The 18,450-nt window shown below is 42.4% G+C and carries 25 protein-coding genes and 2 CRISPR repeat arrays; of the genes, 8 read left to right on the top strand and 17 right to left on the bottom strand.

The genetic code is table 11. The features are described 5' to 3' along the window. Positions 1-67: 67 nt before the first annotated feature. The 6 genes from B9T16_RS09645 (at position 68) to B9T16_RS09620 (ending at position 3,041) form a co-directional block, all read left to right on the top strand. Positions 68-316 (top strand): hypothetical protein, encoded by a 249-nt coding sequence (locus tag B9T16_RS09645; RefSeq protein ID WP_410244639.1) that lies wholly within the window; start codon positions 68-70, stop codon positions 314-316. Positions 317-377: 61 nt separating this feature from the next. Then, positions 378-668, top strand: a complete 291-nt coding sequence (locus B9T16_RS09640; protein ID WP_410244638.1) for a hypothetical protein — start codon at positions 378-380, stop codon at positions 666-668. A 28-nt stretch (positions 669-696) separates the two neighbouring features. Next, on the top strand, positions 697-1,023 hold the full coding sequence (locus B9T16_RS09635) for a hypothetical protein (RefSeq protein ID WP_410244637.1): 327 nt from the start codon (positions 697-699) through the stop codon (positions 1,021-1,023). A gap of 35 nt (positions 1,024-1,058) precedes the next feature. Continuing rightward, positions 1,059-1,193, top strand: a complete 135-nt coding sequence (locus B9T16_RS09630) for a hypothetical protein (protein ID WP_410244636.1) — start codon at positions 1,059-1,061, stop codon at positions 1,191-1,193. An 80-nt stretch (positions 1,194-1,273) separates the two neighbouring features. Further along, positions 1,274-2,644, top strand: a complete 1,371-nt coding sequence (locus tag B9T16_RS09625; protein ID WP_410244635.1) for a hypothetical protein — start codon at positions 1,274-1,276, stop codon at positions 2,642-2,644. A 106-nt stretch (positions 2,645-2,750) separates the two neighbouring features. Continuing rightward, complete coding sequence (locus tag B9T16_RS09620) at positions 2,751-3,041, top strand: hypothetical protein (protein ID WP_410244634.1); 291 nt, start codon at positions 2,751-2,753, stop codon at positions 3,039-3,041. 256 nt (positions 3,042-3,297) lie between these two features. Continuing rightward, a CRISPR array of direct repeats spans positions 3,298-4,217; the repeat unit is 35 nt; unit sequence CTTTAGACTTCTCTGAAAGTTAAACGTATGGAAAC. Positions 4,218-4,402: 185 nt separating this feature from the next. On the opposite strand, the gene B9T16_RS09615 is transcribed toward B9T16_RS09620, so the two are convergent. The 6 genes from B9T16_RS09615 to B9T16_RS09590 form a co-directional block, all read right to left on the bottom strand. Continuing rightward, the gene (locus B9T16_RS09615; protein WP_006616607.1) at positions 4,403-4,585 is read right to left on the bottom strand and encodes a hypothetical protein; all 183 of its coding nucleotides are present in this window, start codon (positions 4,583-4,585) and stop codon (positions 4,403-4,405) included. 78 nt (positions 4,586-4,663) lie between these two features. Continuing rightward, entirely contained in the window at positions 4,664-4,963 is a 300-nt protein-coding gene (locus B9T16_RS09610; RefSeq protein ID WP_006616608.1) for a sigma-70 region 4 domain-containing protein, read from the bottom strand. Continuing rightward, complete coding sequence (locus B9T16_RS09605) at positions 4,956-5,477, bottom strand: hypothetical protein (RefSeq protein WP_014275552.1); 522 nt, start codon at positions 5,475-5,477, stop codon at positions 4,956-4,958. Before B9T16_RS09605 ends, B9T16_RS09610 begins: the two co-directional genes overlap by 8 nt. 215 nt (positions 5,478-5,692) lie before the next feature. After that, positions 5,693-5,953 carry a hypothetical protein gene (locus B9T16_RS09600; protein ID WP_410244633.1) on the bottom strand — a complete coding sequence of 87 codons (261 nt, stop codon included), beginning with the start codon at positions 5,951-5,953 and terminating at the stop codon, positions 5,693-5,695. Positions 5,954-6,001: 48 nt separating this feature from the next. After that, complete coding sequence (gene cas2, locus B9T16_RS09595) at positions 6,002-6,283, bottom strand: CRISPR-associated endonuclease Cas2 (protein WP_006616611.1); 282 nt, start codon at positions 6,281-6,283, stop codon at positions 6,002-6,004. Then, positions 6,280-7,176, bottom strand: a complete 897-nt coding sequence (locus tag B9T16_RS09590; RefSeq protein ID WP_006616612.1) for a CRISPR-associated endonuclease Cas1 — start codon at positions 7,174-7,176, stop codon at positions 6,280-6,282. The genes cas2 and B9T16_RS09590 overlap by 4 nt, the downstream gene beginning before the upstream one ends. Positions 7,177-7,373: 197 nt before the next feature. Here B9T16_RS09590 and B9T16_RS09585 point away from each other — a divergent pair, with 197 nt between their 5' ends. Together B9T16_RS09585 and cas1 are read left to right on the top strand one after the other, a co-directional pair. Next, on the top strand, positions 7,374-7,508 hold the full coding sequence (locus B9T16_RS09585) for a hypothetical protein (RefSeq protein ID WP_286131368.1): 135 nt from the start codon (positions 7,374-7,376) through the stop codon (positions 7,506-7,508). 54 nt (positions 7,509-7,562) lie between these two features. Beyond that, entirely contained in the window at positions 7,563-9,362 is a 1,800-nt protein-coding gene (gene cas1 / locus B9T16_RS09580) for a CRISPR-associated endonuclease Cas1 (protein WP_014275551.1), read from the top strand. Positions 9,363-9,564: 202 nt separating this feature from the next. Next, a CRISPR array of direct repeats spans positions 9,565-9,964; the repeat unit is 35 nt; unit sequence CTTTAAACTTCTTTGAAAGTTAAACGTATGGAAAC. 183 nt (positions 9,965-10,147) lie between these two features. Here the strand turns inward: cas1 and B9T16_RS09575 are convergent. The 11 genes from B9T16_RS09575 to B9T16_RS09525 all read right to left on the bottom strand — a co-directional run bounded on the left by B9T16_RS09575 (position 10,148) and on the right by B9T16_RS09525 (position 18,328). Further along, entirely contained in the window at positions 10,148-10,840 is a 693-nt protein-coding gene (locus B9T16_RS09575) for a hypothetical protein (protein WP_014275550.1), read from the bottom strand. After that, a complete protein-coding gene (locus B9T16_RS09570) occupies positions 10,815-11,330 on the bottom strand; it encodes a tetratricopeptide repeat protein (RefSeq protein ID WP_006616513.1) in 516 nt (171 codons plus the stop codon). Before B9T16_RS09570 ends, B9T16_RS09575 begins: the two co-directional genes overlap by 26 nt. A gap of 281 nt (positions 11,331-11,611) precedes the next feature. After that, positions 11,612-12,034: a pentapeptide repeat-containing protein gene (locus B9T16_RS09565; RefSeq protein WP_006616514.1), complete on the bottom strand. Its 423-nt coding sequence runs from the start codon at positions 12,032-12,034 to the stop codon at positions 11,612-11,614. Positions 12,035-12,060: 26 nt separating this feature from the next. Then, the gene (locus B9T16_RS09560) at positions 12,061-12,237 is read right to left on the bottom strand and encodes a hypothetical protein (protein ID WP_231852180.1); all 177 of its coding nucleotides are present in this window, start codon (positions 12,235-12,237) and stop codon (positions 12,061-12,063) included. A 455-nt stretch (positions 12,238-12,692) separates the two neighbouring features. After that, a complete protein-coding gene (locus tag B9T16_RS09555; protein WP_006616515.1) occupies positions 12,693-13,079 on the bottom strand; it encodes a hypothetical protein in 387 nt (128 codons plus the stop codon). 80 nt (positions 13,080-13,159) lie between these two features. Continuing rightward, positions 13,160-14,323 carry a hypothetical protein gene (locus B9T16_RS09550; RefSeq protein ID WP_006616516.1) on the bottom strand — a complete coding sequence of 388 codons (1,164 nt, stop codon included), beginning with the start codon at positions 14,321-14,323 and terminating at the stop codon, positions 13,160-13,162. Positions 14,324-14,672: 349 nt separating this feature from the next. After that, a complete protein-coding gene (locus B9T16_RS09545; RefSeq protein ID WP_410244632.1) occupies positions 14,673-15,845 on the bottom strand; it encodes a group II intron reverse transcriptase in 1,173 nt (390 codons plus the stop codon). Further along, the gene (locus tag B9T16_RS09540) at positions 15,835-16,065 is read right to left on the bottom strand and encodes a reverse transcriptase domain-containing protein (RefSeq protein ID WP_014275547.1); all 231 of its coding nucleotides are present in this window, start codon (positions 16,063-16,065) and stop codon (positions 15,835-15,837) included. The genes B9T16_RS09545 and B9T16_RS09540 overlap by 11 nt, the downstream gene beginning before the upstream one ends. Further along, a complete protein-coding gene (locus tag B9T16_RS09535) occupies positions 16,025-16,246 on the bottom strand; it encodes a hypothetical protein (RefSeq protein WP_014277241.1) in 222 nt (73 codons plus the stop codon). The genes B9T16_RS09540 and B9T16_RS09535 overlap by 41 nt, the downstream gene beginning before the upstream one ends. A 21-nt stretch (positions 16,247-16,267) precedes the next feature. Beyond that, positions 16,268-16,492, bottom strand: a complete 225-nt coding sequence (locus B9T16_RS09530) for a reverse transcriptase N-terminal domain-containing protein (protein WP_014277242.1) — start codon at positions 16,490-16,492, stop codon at positions 16,268-16,270. Positions 16,493-17,155: 663 nt separating this feature from the next. Further along, positions 17,156-18,328, bottom strand: coding sequence for a group II intron reverse transcriptase (locus tag B9T16_RS09525; protein WP_410244631.1), 1,173 nt, complete (start codon positions 18,326-18,328; stop codon positions 17,156-17,158). Positions 18,329-18,450 lie beyond the last annotated feature (122 nt).

Here is an 18,450-nt window from a genome sequence, read left to right as displayed (position 1 = left end):
AGCAGTTGATAGAAATTGTAGAATTATCGTCTGTTCAGGGAAAGAAGATTTTGGAAAACCTTATGCTTTGGCTGTTTTGCATAGCAAAGATTTAAAAGTAGAAGATAGACGCGGAAATCTTAACTATGACGGGAATCTCTGCGGTCAAGTTTCGGGTCATGTTAAGCCCTCTCCCGTTTGGATTGCCGATTTAGGAGATTATCAAGTTGTAACGGTTTTTGGAGCAACAGAAAACCCCCGCCGTGAATATTTAAACCGCCTCCGAAGCAATACAAACAGAAATAGCTATTGGCAAATATGGCCTATCCAAGAATAGTTTAATCTTCTGCAGTATCTACCAAAGATAGAATTAGTATAAATAATTGGGAGAACATCTTATGGTTCAAGTTTTAGCGCCGAAGGATATTACTTTAGAACAGTTGGAAACTCATTTTCAGCTTGAATGTGTTGAGGATGATAACTTCTTTTGGGAGTGGAGAATTGATTTACCTGAACTCAATGACTGGGAAGTTCAACTCCTAGAAGAAATTAAAGCAGGTTATTCAAATTTAATCAAACAACCGCCATTACTAGAAAAACCGATTAACTTAACTGTGGTTTCTCCCTTACTATTTATTGGTCGTTTCTATCAATCTCCATTTAACATTAGAGCCGAAAAAAAGTGTTGAAATATCCGCAATATCAGAGGATTCTGAATTGATTGTCAAGGGAAATATAGATACTTTAGTCTTAAAAAATCAAGTTTGGGTGATGGTTATTGAATCTAAACAAGCTAAACTCTCAGTCGAAGCCGGACTTGCTCAAATCTTAGCATATATGCTGGCTAATCCCAATTCTCATCAACCCAGTTTTGGATTAATCACAAATGGGGGAAGTTTTCTATTTCTGAAATTAATTCAAACTGAACACCCGCAATACGCAACGTCTGATTTGTTTGGCATCAACAATCGTCAGAATAATTTGTCTGATGTTCTCAAAGTCTTAAAGAAATTGATTCAAATTTCTCTGGCTTCTGACACTTAACTTTTTGATCTTGATATTCTCAATTTTTGTCATTTATGAAAACAACTTTAGTTGAATTTAATCGCCTCGATACCCTTATTATTACCCTGGGAACCCGTCAGGTTGGGTGGAAGTGTGAGGATGGAATGGTTCCCTGTTTGGGTGCTGATGGCGATCGCCGACTGGTTTAATTTTTCGTCAATCGCATGAAACGCTTGTGCGAATCTGTGTCGGGTGGTTAAGCTGTTAATAACGACGGAGGATGGAAAGGATGACGATTCCGATTGCTAATATTGGTACGTCTGACCTGGCTTTGAAGTTCAACGAACCCCTGAAACAGATTCAACTAGAAACTTCCACAAGCGATAAAGATTTACAACAAGACTATTTCCTTCCCGTCGGGTTTGATCGCAATGAACCTAATCTGAAGGAAGCTGAAAGCCAATTGAGTACGGGGGAATTATTGGTTTGGCAAAAGCGCTATCAATTGGTTAAAGAACAATATTATCAAATCTGGAAAGTTAACACTTTTCGAGAGTTAACAAAGTGCCTGTGGGAAAAATATACCGAGAGTCCCCAGGAGTGGCACGACTGCATTCGTCCGGGTCGTCTTTGGGGTGTGGTTAAAGAGGCTGTTGAAGCTTCTGTTCGAGATATTTATATTTTTTTGACCGACCAATTGCCAGAAGTAAACGGTGAGAAAAATCAAGGGGCTGATTCCGATACGATTTATCTTTTTGAGGTTTTAAATTCTTGGTTAGAGCGGGAGTTTAACAATAAAATTAATCTGCATAAAGTTGTAATTACTCAACTTATTTCTCCGATTGACCAAGATGGTTTATTCGGAGAATATTATAATTTTTTTAAAGTTTTAGACCCCGATGAGGGAATTTTTATTAGCGTGAAAGGGGGTACGCCCCAAATGCAAGCCGCCCTGCGGGTTCAAGCGATTTCCTCTGAGATTGCCAATCAAATTTACCTCGAACCTCAACTTTCGATTCAAAAGCTTTTGCAGGGGGAAACATCAAACTGTTATCGGGTTTCTTATTGGCAGTATCAACGGGTTCAAAAATATCAAACGGTTAAGAAACTATTGGCGCGTTGGGATTTTGACGGGGCGCGAGAAGTTTTAACCGGATGCTTAGAAACTTTGGAAACTTTGGAGAAGTCTGGAATTGCTGAAATCTCCGGGAGTCGCTATCGGTTGAGTGTGGCGGTATCAGCTTTGGAAATGTCTATTGCTTATTTGAATTTAGATAGTTATGAGGCTGCTAATCGAGCCGATGCGGGATTGCGAGTGTTGAAAGTTCCTCCCGAAAGTTATCAAGGGTTCCCCTTTGATTCCGATTGTAATCCTTTTCGATTGTGCGTAAATTATGAATCGGTTTTGAATCTTTATACTCAATGTTGTCTGTTTTGGAAACTGGGGCGCATTGCTGATTTTTTAGGAAGTATGAGTGCTTTTTATGAGGAGATTTTATATCAAAGTATAAAAAATTTAGACACTATCTGTTATTTTGATAAGACCAAAAATGAAAATGATTGGTTTTTAAAGTTGGATGACATTCGAGAAACTCAACTGGGTGAAACTTTTCTCAAAATAGAGAAGAAAACAAACACTAACTTTCCCCCGAATTTATAAAAATAAAAAGGAAAGCAATTATAAACTACAAGGGCGCTGGAGCAAACGAAATTTTGTTGAGGCTTTAATTGAAGATAAAAAGGGGAGTTCGGAGACTTTAGAGAAATTGATCGCATCTCTAAAAAGTCTTGACTATTCGGCAGAACAGCGCAATTTATTGATTCATGGAGCAAAGGGAATCTCTAAACAACGGATGGAAGATTTGCGCTCTGAAGATTTAGAAAATCCAAGGAATCAGAAGATTAAAGATACGGTTCGTGTTTCCTGTTTACCCACAGATATTATAGTACAAATGAGCCAAATTTATCGCCTTGTTGTTGAGTTGATGCCACTTTCTGGCTTTCAAAATGTACAAGATTATCTAACGGTGAATCAGGAAACGGGCGATCCGATTTAACCTTATTATCTTTACTCGGAATTTAAGGAGTGGGTTGGGCAAATTTTGGATCGCGAGCAATAATCTTGTGGGGGTCGGGCGATCGCTGAAACCCTTATTCTTTCGTTGAAACCCCCGGAAAGCCTTCTCTGTCTAAGTTTCAGCTATTCTTATTGGGGTATTATTGCAAATATATCTCAATAATTTGGGTGTTTGCTTGACCCCCACAAAATTGAGTGCTAGAGTACAGTCAGAGCAAGGGTTTCAACCCGGCACTCTTTAGACTTCTCTGAAAGTTAAACGTATGGAAACATCAATGATGGTTACTCCTGGGTTTCCGCCAGGCAAGACTTTAGACTTCTCTGAAAGTTAAACGTATGGAAACTGTCCATTCCTTGGGCACTGGTTTCTGCCCTTGCTCTGCTTTAGACTTCTCTGAAAGTTAAACGTATGGAAACGCCAGTAGTTTGGATCGCTATGGCAGTAGTTACCAGTACTACTTTAGACTTCTCTGAAAGTTAAACGTATGGAAACTACGGTATTTTCTAGCATCTGTTTAGATACTGTAAAGTTCTTTAGACTTCTCTGAAAGTTAAACGTATGGAAACCAACCTTTATCGCTGGTCCAGGCGGAAGGTGGAGAATCTTTAGACTTCTCTGAAAGTTAAACGTATGGAAACCGGACTATAGTTAGCCGATGCCATCTCCACAGGAGAGAAAACTTTAGACTTCTCTGAAAGTTAAACGTATGGAAACCTATTTATTTCGTAAATTTTAGCGGGGCAGACCCCGCTCTTTAGACTTCTCTGAAAGTTAAACGTATGGAAACCATGGGCTATAATTAGCCTTAGCCCATACGGTTACTTTAGACTTCTCTGAAAGTTAAACGTATGGAAACTAAAAGCATCTTTCGCAGAGAGATAACTATTGTAGCTTCCCACTTTAGACTTCTCTGAAAGTTAAACGTATGGAAACGGGTCATTTCCAAGCGATGCGACGATGATGTCATCCTTTAGACTTCTCTGAAAGTTAAACGTATGGAAACGATCAATGTTGTTAAAACAAAGTTCCGCAAGTTGGCTATCAGTCTTTAGACTTCTCTGAAAGTTAAACGTATGGAAACCTCGTAAACTTTTGCGGGGCATGACCCACTTCCCCGCATCTTTAGACTTCTCTGAAAGTTAAACATATGGAACCCCCACCAACCTCCCACTCAAAGGAGGAGGCCTAATTTTAAGACTTCTTTGAAAGTTCAACCTATAGAGCAAATAACTTGAAAAAATACCCTCAACTTTTGGGTTATTTTGTTAGAATTAAATTCAGTTTCTTTCCATACGTTAGACTTGCTTAGAAGTCAAAGCGTTGCTGTTCTCAAATGGGTTTTAAACCACTCGATATTCAGCTTTGGGAACGAGCTTTTGCAAAATGCGCTGATGATTAACCGCATCATTTTGTGAACGAAAACGACCCACAACCAAACACTGATTATTAGTAACAGATTCTCGTTCTGAGGCGTTTGGCGATCGCACCAAACACCAGGGATGCAATCTTTCAAAAGCTGTCATTGCTCGTTCTCCTTACGCTTTGACCCCACGATAAGCCGAAGAATTTGCACAAAACAGGGCAGGCAACCCTTGACAAAATCAATTATTTGTGCAGCTCAACTGTTCTTTGAATTCAACAGGCAGATCGTCCCATCGTTCCCAGAGCAAATCCATCAGCGCCAAATGTCGAAGATCGGTTTGAGTCGGGCGGCGGTAACGTTTACCCCGTGCAAACCATCGCTTGACGGTTGAAATAGAGCGATCGCAAATTTCGGCAATTTGTTCGTAAGTCACATTCCACTTGGCATAGAAAGCTTGTGGAGATAGACCCAACTCGCAATGGCTATAACCCGAAAGCAAAGCAAGTTCACGCTCAGTTAGAAGCTTAGGTTTATTCATTCTGGCAAATCTCCAAGTCGCTTTCCCATCCGGTATCCACGCTGCACCATCGCGCCGAAGGACAATTAGGATCGAGTAAAATCACATAACACCACGACCATTGCATTCGTTCAGGAATGTAGCCATAAAAACGACCAATAACAATCCCGAAATCCGGTGGAATCAGATTATCCAAAGGAAACCAGCGCACCATTACTCCAAAGGAAAAAGTTGGAGGTTCGGCATCCAGAAAGAACGAAACAGAATCAGGAGATAACGGCAGTGTTAAGTTAACAGAAAGTACCTTTTCCACCACATCCGCTTTGTTTCTGCGTAAAGCATGACAGTAAGGCAATAACCAATCAGAAGAAAGCAAATTCGTTAAATGTTTAACTAACAAAGCGGTTAAAATTTTCAGGTCATCTGAGTCACATTCTCCTTGAGTAAGTTCAGCAAGTTTCTGGGTGAGTTCAAGAACATTAAAATCCTTGAGAGCTTTTAAATAGCCGGGGGGTTCTGAACGAAGGTAGTTCATAGGAAAACGCCAAGTGTTAAGGGGCATAAAGCTGAGATTTGTCTCCAAGCCCAAAAGAACGCTTTTCAGGGCGATACACACAGCACTTTTTTCCTTCTCTTTAGTGAGAATCTAACCCAATCACTTCAATGGATCGCAAAGCTGTATAATCCCAATAAAATCGCAGAGCCATTGATGCCGAAGAACTCCAAATCACCTTACTTTTTTCCTTCTCTTTAGTGAGAATCTAACCCAATCACTTCAATGGATCGCAAAGCTGTATAATCCCAATAAAATCGCAGAGCCATTGATGCCGAAGAACTCCAAATCACCTTTCCATTTTGGTAATAACGATGAGTGCGAAGACTGGGATATTTAGCACCAAAATTCGGAAGTAAATCAAAAGCTTTGCTGTATCGCTGCTGACTTTTTAAAGGTAGGGCTTTGAGTTGTTTGTAAGCCTTATAATTGAGAGTCAGAGAGTAAGTAACTAGCAATTAATTCAGAAGTTGCTTACTGTTATTTCTTTCTTTCTGGAACTAGGATTAAACAATTATAGCCGCATCATCAACGGCAAACTTAGGTTGAATACCCAGAATAATCACCTGAGTCCTACACTTTGCCGAAAGTGGATAAAACCGCAATTGATCGCAGTCAGAGTTGATGAGTTTTTTTAACCGTTGCTCCAACTTTTTGAATTGTGGAGGGGTAAGAACAGCCTCAAAAACTGATTTTTGAACCCTGATGCCATAAGCCTCCAATAGAGCCGAGACTTTAGTCCGTCGGCGATCCTCAACGATGTCGTAACAAATGAGGTAAAAAGTCACGATTTTAACAAGAAAGGACGGTATTCAAGGGTTTCGGTAATGGCGCGAACATATTCCTCAACTTGCCACGCCAAAGCACTCCGCAAACTCACTTGACCTGCATAAGCATGAAAAATCTGGGTTGCCATCAGAGATTCCCAGTTTTGAATAAAGGTGGCACGATAGGACTGACTCAACCCTCCGCGATCGCTAAACTTGGGCGCTTTTTTAAAAACCCACGCTTCGACAACCGGGCGAAACGGTTCCATCAAGTCACAGGGTAAAGGCAAATGGTTCTGACAGTGAAGGTGCAGTGTTCCAACTTCCGCACAACAGCCCGACGATCGCAGTAAAACATACAGTTCACCGGACAGCAAAGCATAAGCCAGTTCTAAAGTTGGCTCGAAATCTTTGACAGAAACCAGAACAGAGCGAAGGGCTTTTTGATAACGCTGGAACACTTTAACTTGCCAGGTTTGTAAGGCAAGCCAACTATTCAAACCGGGCAGAACCTCAAGTTGCTGTTCGAGACATCCTCCAATGCCAGAGTATCCTAAGCTTTGTAGAACTTTAGTCGCGTTGTACCACCGTCCCGGTAAAAGTGAATGAATGAAAGCGATGCGGAAGTTGCGATCGCTATTGCGCTCCTGTTGTAGGACTGTATAGAAGGGTGTTTCCTGGGGGGTAATTTGAGCGGTGATATGACCGTTATCGCCGATAAAACTGAGCCGGATGCGGTAACGATAGATTGCCGCGATCGCACTCCGCCCCAGCGTACAGCCTTCAAAAGCGATGATCTGTTGGGTGGTGTCGATGGAGTGGCGAGATTGAATCCGATCATTGTAAACGATCGCAAAGTCTCGCAGATCCGCTTCCAAATAGGATTGCGGTTCGGTGAGGTAAATCGCAGTCATGTTGGCTTTCTCCGAAGTTCCATGACTGTATTGAACCGAAACTGATTTTGCGCTCGAATCTGAGATCCAACAAAAATTGGGGAGATTTTTTGGCGTTGGGATAGCAGTTCAGATAGAAGTTGTAAAAAAATAACTCAAGTGCGAACACAAAAATCCGTTTGATTAACTGGATACTGTCGTTGTTCAACTCAAAGAATGTGGTTTTTTTCGATGCTCAACTCCCAATGGAAGATGCTTTGTTGGCGGCATGTTATCAAGTCCGCACTCGCAGCAAAACAGCCGGGATTGATGGCATCTCTGTCGAATTATTTGCTCATTTTCTAGACGAATAACTCAAACGACTCGCCCACCAGCTTCAGCAAGATATCTATCATCCTTTACCCGCTTTGGGGTTTTATCGAGTTAAAAAAAGTGGTGGTCATCGGCTTATTGGGATTCCAACTGTGCGCGATCGCATTGTCCAACGCTTGCTGTTGCGATCGCTTTATCCGATCTTAGAAGAAACGTTTCAAGACTGCTCTTTTGCTTATCGTCCAGGAGTCGGAGTGAAACACGCGATCGAACGGGTTGCCGAGGTGTATTCCTCCCAAACATGGACAATCAAAGCAGATATCTCGCAGTTTTTTGATAGCCTTTGTCGAACATTGCTGCTGTCTCAGTTGGAGGAACTGTCAGTCGATCAAACGGTGGTGCGTTATATCAAAGGGCAGTTAGAGGCGGGTATTGTTGTCGGGGGAATGCCTATCCTGTCGGGTCGTGGGGTTTTACAAGGTGGCATTTTGTCGGGTGCTTTGGCGAATTTGTATTTGAGTGAATTTGACCGACGCTGTTTGGATGCAGGAGCCTACCTGACCCGTTATGGAGATGATTTTGTCATTGTAGCGAGAAGCCTATTAGAAGCAACACGCTTTTTGAACTTAATCGAAGATTGGCTATCAGATATTTATCTAACCCTGCAACCGGAGAAAACTCACATTTTTGCCCCAGGTGAGGAGTTTGTCTTTCTTGGTTATGGCTTTCAAGCTGGAGAAATTATTACCCCAGAGTACAAGCAACCCCGACGAAATCACAACAAGAAAGCGGTTTCTGTAGCTTCTCGTCCTCCCTTTGCTTGCTCGATTGTTACCCCAACCCGCAAGTCTTTATCAACTCGAAATTTTCTGGATTCTTGGAGGGAAGGTATGACAACACTTTATGTTACGGATCAGGGTGCTTATGTCAAGGTGAAACATCAGCAATTTCAGGTTTTGCTCGGCAATGATCTGAAAGTGTCTATTCCCGTCAATGTCGTAGACTATATTATCCTCTTTGGCTGTTGTAATTTGTCGCACGGTGCGATTGGTTTGGCTTTGCGTCGTCGCATTCCCATTTTGTTTTTGTCTGATCAAGGTCGTTACTTTGGTCGCCTGCAAACCGATGGGATGACACGGGTAGACTACCTCAGCCGACAAGTCCATTGTGCTGAAGATGAAACCTTTGTGCTGCGTCAGGCTAAAGTGATTGTTGCCGGAAAACTGCACAACTGTCGGATTTTACTGCGTCGTCTCAACCGCGATCGCCAAATTTCTCAAGTGATTGAAGCGATTGAAGAATTGGGAGTCTGGCAAGAAAAAATTGCTGAGGTGGAGTTGCTCGAATCTCTATTGGGTTACGAAGGCTTCGGAACTCGCATCTATTTTCAGGCTTTGCGGGCATTGGTACAACCTCCGTTCACCTTTGAACACCGTACCCGTCGCCCTCCAACTGATCCAGTGAATAGTTTGTTGAGTCTGGGTTATACTCTACTCCATCAAAATATTCACTCGTTAATTCTGGCGGTGGGTTTACATCCCCATTACGGCAATCTTCATGTTCCTCGTAGCAACCATCCGGCGTTGGTGTCGGATTTGATTGAGGAGTTTCGCGCCCCGGTGGTGGATTCTCTCGTTATCTATCTGGTGAATTCGGGAATTTTTACCCCGGAAGATTTTACCCCAAGTGACGAACGGGGTGGGGTTTATATTTATTCCGATGCTCTCAAGAAATATCTGAAGCATTGGCACGATAAGCTTTCTTTGAAAACCACTCATCCCCATACGGGTTACAAGGTTAGTTATTATCGGTGTTTGGAGTTGCAGGTTTGGGAGTATATTTCTTGCCTGATGGGAGAGCGGGAAGTCTATCGGCCCATGCTAACAAAGATGTAAGGTAAATATCATTGTGGGGGTTGAAGAATCGCTGAAACCCTGATGATTTCGTTGACCCCCACAAAGCTCAGTCAGAGTAAAGGTTTGAGCCATTTTTTCTGGGGTCTTATTGCAAATATGTCTCAATAATTTGGGTGTTTGCTTGACCCCCACAAATTTGAGTGCTAGAGTACAGTCAGAGCAAGGGTTTCAACTCGGCACTCTTTAAACTTCTTTGAAAGTTAAACGTATGGAAACTGGTATGATTTGCGCTTCTGAACAAGCAGTAATTGTTCAAGCTTTAAACTTCTTTGAAAGTTAAACGTATGGAAACCAACGTTACCGCTGGTATTGACAGACGATTGACCAGCCTTTAAACTTCTTTGACAGTTAAACGTATGGAAACGCAGTATTTTTTGGTCGGATCGCCGACCTTTTCTACTTTAAACTTCTTTGAAAGTTAAACGTATTGAAACTCATAAGAACAAGGTTTTTTGTCGGAATCGACAATGGCTTTAAACTTCTTTGACAGTTAAACGTATGGAAACCAAAGCACGGACTATAATTAGCCGATGCTTGTACATAAGCCTTTAAACTTCTTTGAAAGTTAAACGTATGAAAACGAGTTGACTGAAATCAATGAAAATGATTTATTTTAACTGTAAATATGAAGCATCAATTTCAAGCCATAGAGTTTTGAGATTGGCATAACGCGATCGCAAAACTTCAATATAACAATCCCAAAGAGACTGCTGACCTGTGCGATCGCAAATGGATTTCAGGTTTTGTAAAAATTCAATCGCTTTTCAATAGGAGCGGCGATTGCGTTGGGCAATATACTTTTCTATTTTTTCTTGATAGTCTCGAAAAATTTCATCAAAATCCTGTTCCTCCAGAGGAGATTGTTTAAGTTTCTCCCGTCGCTCCAATAACTGTTTAATTTTCTGTCTGCCCCAAAGTGATTGGTTCAGCCCTTTCAAGGTTGTTAAAATACTCTCCCACTGTGTCGCTGGGGTGTTTAGTAAGACCGTCTCAACCCCATCAGCATACCCAATTGCACCTATTTCAAGGTCTTTGCAATAAGCTTCCAAAAGAGTCTTAACCCAAAGATTTTGCACCGATTCTGAAATACTTTGATCTGTTAAACACTCTGCCAGTTCAACAACCAATATTGCTGAAAACCGACAGAGTTCACCGTTGTAGTCGAGAGCCTGTCGTTCGGCATCATAGCCCCGTGTTAGTTCTCCGAGAAGGAGTTGATAAAGTAGTCCGGCATTGAAAAGATCGCCCGCTTTGAGAAAAAATTGGGCATTGTTAACAATGGGTTGTAGTGCTTCGAGAATGGCTTGACTCGTTGGTAAGAGGAGAGCAGTAGTAATCAGCGAACGAGGAAGAAAAGAGCCGCCCACAAGAGACAATAATATTGGATCTCGCTCTAGCATGATTTCAATGAGATCGATCAGTTCAGGTTTGCTATAATTGTCGAGTCTTTCTCTCAACGTGGGTAAGACTTGAAAAAGTTTGGAACTGTTCAAGGGCTGCTGTGGCAAGTTGGAGAGCTTCATCGGGTTTGTGGTAACGCCAGACGTTCGCTAAGTTGCCCAGAAGTATCGCACCGCTTTGAGTCAATTTTGCCAAGTCCTGACTATCTTCAAGCATATTTAAAGCTTGACGATAATAGGTGATGGCTTCTTTCCATCGTCCCCGACTTTTCTCTACATTGCCCAAACCTGTTAGTGCCATCCACTCTCCTTGGCGATCGCCGAGTTTTTTAGAGAGTTCCAAGTGTTGCTGATGATAGTGGGTTGCTTTGTCTAACTCTCCTCTGGAATCAGCAATATTTCCCAAGCCATTGTAGCAAACGGTATCGATTGGGAAATCTATTTTGGAGAGTAACGCATTGTAGAGATTTTCTTGTTCGGCATAATAGCCCCATAGTCCCAGTTGATGGTGCAGTTCTTCATCACTTTGAGGCTCTGGAGCTACCATTAAAATTAATACGGCACCTTGCCAGTCTTCAACATCACATAAATGGGTGAATGCTTGTCAATAATGTTGCACTTTTTCAAGGGTAAGAGCATTTTCTGAAGGCTGAATTTCGTGACACAAAAAATACTCTACTGCTGTGTAGACATTTAATTGTTATAGCCGAACTGCGGTGATATCGATAGCAAGGTTTTGCCAAAGCATAGATTTCTATCGGTGAAAATTTTTAAAGTAATCCGGTAAAAAGTCATGTTTTTCAATTTGACCTTTTACCGTGGGAAAACTTAATGATAATTATCTTCCTTTCTCGCCTTTTTATGACTAACAATATAGACTCCCCAGGGCAGACGAACTCCTGTTAGAGTGGTGAACTTGAACTGAGCGTGTTCCGGGTTAGCAATATCCAAATCTGCCCAACTCAAATTTGTATTTTGTAAGTTCGTCTGTGCTAAATTTGTAACACTGAGATTCGCCCAACTCAAATCGGCATCCCTGAGATTAGCATAACTTAAATTCGCCCGTTCTAAATCAGCTTGACTCAAGTTCGCACCCAGCAAATTAGCTTTGTAAAAATTACATCCTAAAGCAGTTGCTCCCTGTAAATCAACCTGATATAACTCGGCACTCGCAAAGTTGGCATTTTCAAGACAGGTTAAACTGAAATTGGCGCAACTCAAGTTAGCATTCGCACAATTCGCTCCCGTCAAATTAGCTTTAAAAAGGTTAACTCCCTCTAAGTTAGCTTTGTAAAGTACAGCAGCAAGTCTATTTCACACAAACTCATCCCCTGCAAGTTAATTTGGGTCAAGTTGGTATAACTGAAATATCGCCGCCCTTCCGCATATTCTGCTTTCAACTTTTGAGTGGAAATGGCTTCACCGTTATTTACGAATTTTGGGGATTGAGTCATGGTTTTATCCTCCTTTTTGAGTCTGTTTAGAATTGATTTTTACTGAAATTGTCTGATTATTTACGAGTCTTTGTGAAAGGGCTTAGGCAGTTGAAACCGAGTTCCCCCGGCGATTTTATGCTGCAAAGCCTGTTGAACAAAGTTCCCTAACAAATCCCCTAAACCTGGTGCATTTTCCAAGTATTTGTGGAGTCTTCGGAGATTTGGGCTGTTGAGATGATGGTCTGGAAATTCCCCAGGGAGTCCTCCGATTTGGACTTGTTGAGCGATGTACTGGCGGATATAATTAAGATCATTTATCCATTTGCGAAGGGTTTCTGCTTGACTATCTTCTGTGCGGCGTATCCATTTCTGCCAAAAGTATGAAGGTTCATAGACATAGTATTGAGTAATATAGATTAGGTATTCTACTCATTGTAGAAATGGCTGAATTTTTCCCGAATTTGCCCTCTTAATTATTGTTGTTTTTCTGGGATTAAACTCTCATAATTCATCGCATCAGTCAACTGATTGATCGTTAAATGAATGATTTGAGCGGATTGGCGAATATCAGCTTGTGCTGCTTTTAAATTCTCGACTAAAACCTCACAGTGTTGGGTCATTAATAACTGTCCATCTTGTGTATTTTCGACCTCGTAGACTTGATTGAGGTATTGAACTAATTCTGGGTAATCAATTCTTCCGGTTTTTTTTATTTCATCTATCCATAAGCTGAGTAGCCGCATTTTATAGGAGGAATTTTGAGGATTTTCTGCCAGAACTGAAACCGAATGTAAGGGGGATACTTTATTGGTGTTGAACTGCGAGGAACCGTTGGAGGAAATGGAGTCTTGTCTGTTCATGGTTAAATCTCCAGCTATTTTTTGAAGTGAGGTGAATTGAGGGACAGAGGTTAGGGAAAAACGCCTTGAATGCCAGGGGTTTAATCGTTGAATTCTGCTTCTGAGTTCATCAGTTCTTGTAGTTCTTGGCGTCTGCTTTCTAGCCAGATGTTTCGTTGCAGTTCAACGGTTTCACTAAAGGATTGGCGAGTATCTTTGCGAAGACTGAGGGCGATAGTCATCCCGCAAGCGGGCCCACTGGTGATGATGGAGACTAACAGGGAGAACAGGTGAAAGCCTAAGCTAGACCAATCTCCCTGAATTAATTTGCTGCGAAAGTTGATAATAGCCAGCCGAGTGGCTTCGATGCCGGAGCGGAGTTCACCGTCGGGGGTAAAATGTTCCTGGTAGACTTGGGGCTTGTGTTGTTGGAGGAATGCCAAGTCGTTCCCCATCTTCACCCGGATAGCGAGGCTTTCTTCCAGTTCCTGTTTGGCGGTTTCATAGTTTTGGTGAGCTTGTTGACCGAGTCGAGAAGCTTTCGGACAGAGGGGTAATTCTTCCAGGGGTACTGTTGCCCAGTTGGTGTTCTGTTGTTCCCAGGTTCCGTACACTTGCACGAATAGGGATTGTCTGCGGGGGTGATATGGATGCAGTCGGTTGAGTTCTTTTTCCCCTTGTTCGCATCGGGTTAAAGCGTCTTTGTATTGAGGGCTGTCTAGTTGTTTGAGGCTTTCTACCTGGTTGATTCTTTCTGCTAATAATTCTTGGGCTTTGAGTTGACTTAAACCGGATGGGTTGAGTAAGAGTTCGGTTCCCGCTGCGGCGATTAGTGATAGAATTGTATTAATGGATATCATGCCTGCGATCGCCCAATTTGACCAAGAACGACCATAGGGTTTTCGAGCAGAAACGGCGGTAGCTGCACCGTTCGTGTATTTGAGAAGCAAACCATTGACCAGTAGCGTGACCGGAACTCCTAGAACACTTAAGTCTCTGAAAGCATAGTACAGCAGTGGAAAGCTAGTTGCCGCATTAATCACACTGCTAAGGGTCACTAAACAAGCCGTGCGTTCGCTATCTTTTTCTAAGTTATTGGAGACAATAGCCCGACCCCGAAAGTCTTTGGGGTTAGCAATGACTAATCCCTGGAGTTGCTTAATCAGGTTTCGGAGTTTTTTAGGCTTCTTCTGGCTTGGGCTAGGGTTTTTCGCTTTCTCTACTAACTCAGCATACTTGCCGCTTTCCTGAATGTACAGGATCAAGTCTTCTACTGTTGGTTTTTTTGGGGCTGGAAGTCTGCCGATTGGCTTTCGGAAGGTCAGAATTGCGGTAGTTCATTGGTTTTTCCTGTTGGCTTTTGCAGCCCTGGGCTGAGTTCGGTTTGAACTAAAGTCCGGGCTAAAAAGAAAGTGCCAAAACTTACAGGTTTAACCAGTTATTGGGTTGTCCTTATGAACTTATCTTCACTTTAACACAATTTGGGGCTTTGTCAACAGGTCTATTCTATTAATAGGGGTCGAGATAGACCTCACGGTCTACCCCTCCCATTCAGCAGCAGAACCGTACACGAGACTTTCACCTCATACGGCTCCTAATTTGACCGTCTCCTTGTTAAGAGTACAGCATCATCTCTTCATCAAGAGCTGTTTTATCATCGCGGGTGTGGCGGTGTAATAATTGAAGATTTTTGTATTCATCCTTTCCGCCATGGCTTCTAGGTACAATGTGGTCTACTTCAATTAAATCTGATGGGGTAAAGAATTGCCCACACCAGGTGCACTTGCCTTTTTGTTTTTTGAGTAGTTTTGCTACCCTATTTGGCGTATCGATTGCTTGTCCTTTCCTGGTTRCCCAGTAAGTCCAATTTCCGTCGTATGGCGTTGCGTCTGGGCGAATTAAGGTGTGTCTGACAATCGGAGTCCAGTTATGTTTCCATAATTGGTGTCCATCATTGGTCTGGAATAACCAAGATTCATGCCTTTCTTTCCCATTGCTAAGTTTAACCGTTCCATGTCTGAAATAGTTTTCTAGCTTTTTGTAATTCGCCTCTCCGCATCTTGAATTTGTCGATGCCCTTAACATTAACCAGATTATGAAGTCTAGCTTAGTGAAGGTCTCTGTCGAGACTACCGCTGAATAATAGTTTGACCATCCCCGAATCATCGGGTTTAGCTGTTTAATCAGGGCTGATTGAGGTGTGGTTTTATTTCGTTTAATTACACCTTTTATCACTTCTGTGTGGGCTTTAACTGCTTTTTGGCTGGGTTTTATGTGGGTCTTATGTCCGATTGGTCGGCTCATGAGAMTCCCGGTTTTTCCAGACTTGTATTTTCCTACTGGGTATTGCCTGATATTGAATCCGAGAAAATCAAACCCCGGTTTTTCTATTTTGCCATTATACTCAATGGTTTTGAGTGTGTGGCAGATTCGAGTCTTTTCGGGTTTAATCTCTAATCCTACAGGTTTTAACCATTCGGTTATAGCAGTTTTGCACTGTTCAATGATTTCTAAGTCTTTTGAAATAACAACGAAATCATCGGCATATCGTATTAGGTTGGCTTGTATGGCTGTTCCTTTATTTGGATACAGGTTTTTGATTAATCTTTCCATTCCCAACAGTGCGATGTTGGCAAGAAGTGGACTTATTACCCCTCCTTGAGGTGTCCCTGTTTCTGTATCCTCAAGTACACCGTTATCTAGCACACCTSCTTTGAGCCATTGTTTCAGGTCTCTTTTTAGGCKGCTTGGACAATGAATTTTGGACAATAGGTAATCATGGTTCACGGTAAGAGCATTTTGCTATATCAGCATCAAGGACATAGTATTGTCCCTTATTTATGGCAATATAAATTCTGCTGATTGCGTCATGGGCAGACCGTCCAGGATGGAACCCGTAGCTTGTGCCTTCAAATCTCGATTCCCATTCAGGTTCGAGAGCCGACTTAACCAAGGCTTGCCTTGCTCTATCTTGGATTGTGGGTATTCCTATTCCAGCTTTTTTCATCCCTACCAGGTTTTGGAATCCAAACCCGTCGCAGTGGTTTTGCTTTGAGGTTTCCCTTAATGTTCTTGACCAGTTCAAACCTTTGTCTTGGAGAGACTACTCTTACTCCATCAACCCCAGCTGTCTTCTTGCCTTGACCCGCTTGGGGGGCGGGTTTATTAAGCTGACTGTTGGGAAGCATGGCTGACCGTGGAACCCGCCCCTACAGTCTCACTGCTAGGAGCCGGGCATAATATGATTTCACCAATAGACGTTGCCACCTTCTAGCTTTTGCATCTTGTCCCGATTTAGCTGCTTGAAATATACTCTTTTGGAGCTTGAAAATTTTCCGTTGAACCTTAGTCCATGGGATTGTCTTCCATGCGTTGTTCGTAGTCTTGATTGGTCTGGTTTTGCCAAACCCTTTCTTTGAACTCGCTATCGCCATATGTACACCTACTAGATTCTATTTCTTTACAATCAAACCGTGACCTGTTAGCATATCCCTACTGTTACAGCAKGGCGTTGGCTTTTGGTCACATCTCACCCCCTAATAGGCTTGCGCTTACACTTTTACTACTGACTTTCTCGACCAGATTGTCAGAGCCTAGAAGGGGTTAAAAACGTTCCGTTTGTATGGGCATTCCATCTTTAGATTTGTCCTCTCCACCGGGGTACTTTAAAGGTCTGTGTAGGTGTTAACAAAAATACCCTACTTTTCCCTATACTCTTTTGAGCGCAGCGTATCAACCTATTTCGCTACTTAGAATTGACGATGGTTCAAGCCGGACATTCGGTTTCCCTAATCATGGATGGTTGGCAGTGGTCAAGTTTGGCAGTTGGTTCTGCTTCATGCCTTCCGTTCCCCGCTTCAGTCCCAGAGTTGTGATTCCTGAAATTGGGGGTGGCTATCGCCGTTACCCTGACTTCCTAGCTTTACTTATCCATTTCTGGGCTTACTATAAGGAATTTGTATGAGTTAGTTCGTTTTGACCTTGGGTTCCCTGCCTTATAGTAGGGGTCGAGAGAGATGTCGCCATCTCCCCCTCCCATACAGAACCGTACTTGAGACTTTCACCTCATACGGCTCCTGATTTGACCGTCTCCTTTGTTAAGAGTACAGCATCATCTCTTCATCAAGAGCTGTTTTATTGTCGTGACAATGGCGATGTAGTAATTGAATATTCTTGTATTCATCCTTTCCACCATGGCTTCTAGGTACAATGTGGTCTATTTCAATTAAATCTGATGGGGTAAAGTATTGCCCACACCAGGTACATCTACCTTTTTGCTTTTTGAGTAGTTTTGCTACCCTATTTGGTGTATCGATTGCTTGTCCTTTCCTGGTTGCCCAGTAAGTCCAATTTCCGTCGTATGGTGTTGCGTCAGGGCGTATTAGGGTATGTCTGACAATTGGAGTCCACTCGTGCTTGAATAGATGTATCCCATCTTTGGTTTGGAACAACCAATTCTCGTGCCTTTCTTTCCCATTGCTAAGTTTAATTGTTCCGTGTCTGAAATAATTTCTTAGCTTTTCGTGATTTGCCTTTCCGCATCTTGATACTGTCCATGCCCTTAACATTAACCAGATTATGAAGTCTAGCTTAGTGAAGGTCTCTGTCGAGGCTACCGCTGAATAATAATTTGACCATCCCCGAATAATCGGGTTTAGTCTGCTAATCAGGGCTGATTGAGGTGCTGTTTTGTGTTTTTTAATTACACCTTTAATCACTTCTGTGTGGGCTTTAACTGCTTTGTTGCTGGGTTTTATGAGGGTTTTATGTCCGATTAATCGGCTTGCTGCCCCACCTGTTTTCCCAGATTTATACTTTCCTACGGGATATTGCCTGATATTGAATCCTAGAAAATCGAACCCAGGYTCCTCAATCTTGCCATTATACTCAATAGGCTTGAGTGTGTGACATATTCGGGTCTTTTCAGGTTTAATCTCTAGTCCTACAGGTTTTAGCCATTCAGAAATTGCAGTCTTGCACTGTTCAATGATTCCTAGGTCTCTTGATATGACCACAAAATCATCGGCATATCTTATAAGGTTTACCTGAGTGGTTGTTCCTTTGTTTGGATACATTCCTTTGACTAGCCTTTCCATACCCAACAGTGCGATGTTGGCGAGTATTGGACTTATCACCCCTCCTTGAGGTGTCCCTGCTTCTGTATCCTCAAATACACCGTTATCTAGCACGCCTGCTTTGAGCCATTGTTTCAGGTCTCTTTTTAGGTTGCTTGGACATTGAATTTTTGACAGTAGGTAGTYATGGTTCACGGTAAGARCATTTTGTTATGGTCGAAAGGGAAGTCACCTTCCCCAACTCCACTTCAAAACCGTACTTGAGACTTTCATCTCATACGGCTCCTGATGTGGATACCCCTTTGTCAGTGGGAACA

Origin of the sequence: Arthrospira sp. PCC 8006 (assembly GCF_046480465.1) — a bacterium.
GTDB lineage: Bacteria > Cyanobacteriota > Cyanobacteriia > Cyanobacteriales > Microcoleaceae > Limnospira > Limnospira platensis.
This window is presented reverse-complemented; position numbering and strand designations above follow the sequence as displayed.

What these genes read in the sequence shown, in the direction of transcription:
- B9T16_RS09640 (WP_410244638.1), top strand. Translation starts at nt 378, where the DNA reads ATGGTTCAAGTTTTAGCGCCGAAGGATATTACTTTAGAACAGTTGGAA.
- B9T16_RS09630 (WP_410244636.1), top strand. Translation starts at nt 1,059, where the DNA reads ATGAAAACAACTTTAGTTGAATTTAATCGCCTCGATACCCTTATTATT.
- B9T16_RS09625 (WP_410244635.1), top strand. Translation starts at nt 1,274, where the DNA reads ATGACGATTCCGATTGCTAATATTGGTACGTCTGACCTGGCTTTGAAG.
- B9T16_RS09615 (WP_006616607.1), bottom strand. Translation starts at nt 4,585, where the DNA reads ATGACAGCTTTTGAAAGATTGCATCCCTGGTGTTTGGTGCGATCGCCA.
- B9T16_RS09610 (WP_006616608.1), bottom strand. Translation starts at nt 4,963, where the DNA reads ATGAATAAACCTAAGCTTCTAACTGAGCGTGAACTTGCTTTGCTTTCG.
- B9T16_RS09605 (WP_014275552.1), bottom strand. Translation starts at nt 5,477, where the DNA reads ATGAACTACCTTCGTTCAGAACCCCCCGGCTATTTAAAAGCTCTCAAG.
- B9T16_RS09590 (WP_006616612.1), bottom strand. Translation starts at nt 7,176, where the DNA reads ATGACTGCGATTTACCTCACCGAACCGCAATCCTATTTGGAAGCGGAT.
- B9T16_RS09570 (WP_006616513.1), bottom strand. Translation starts at nt 11,330, where the DNA reads ATGGTAGCTCCAGAGCCTCAAAGTGATGAAGAACTGCACCATCAACTG.
- B9T16_RS09560 (WP_231852180.1), bottom strand. Translation starts at nt 12,237, where the DNA reads ATGACTCAATCCCCAAAATTCGTAAATAACGGTGAAGCCATTTCCACT.
- B9T16_RS09555 (WP_006616515.1), bottom strand. Translation starts at nt 13,079, where the DNA reads ATGAACAGACAAGACTCCATTTCCTCCAACGGTTCCTCGCAGTTCAAC.
- B9T16_RS09540 (WP_014275547.1), bottom strand. Translation starts at nt 16,065, where the DNA reads ATGAAAAAAGCTGGAATAGGAATACCCACAATCCAAGATAGAGCAAGG.
- B9T16_RS09535 (WP_014277241.1), bottom strand. Translation starts at nt 16,246, where the DNA reads ATGCTTCCCAACAGTCAGCTTAATAAACCCGCCCCCCAAGCGGGTCAA.
- B9T16_RS09530 (WP_014277242.1), bottom strand. Translation starts at nt 16,492, where the DNA reads ATGGCGATAGCGAGTTCAAAGAAAGGGTTTGGCAAAACCAGACCAATC.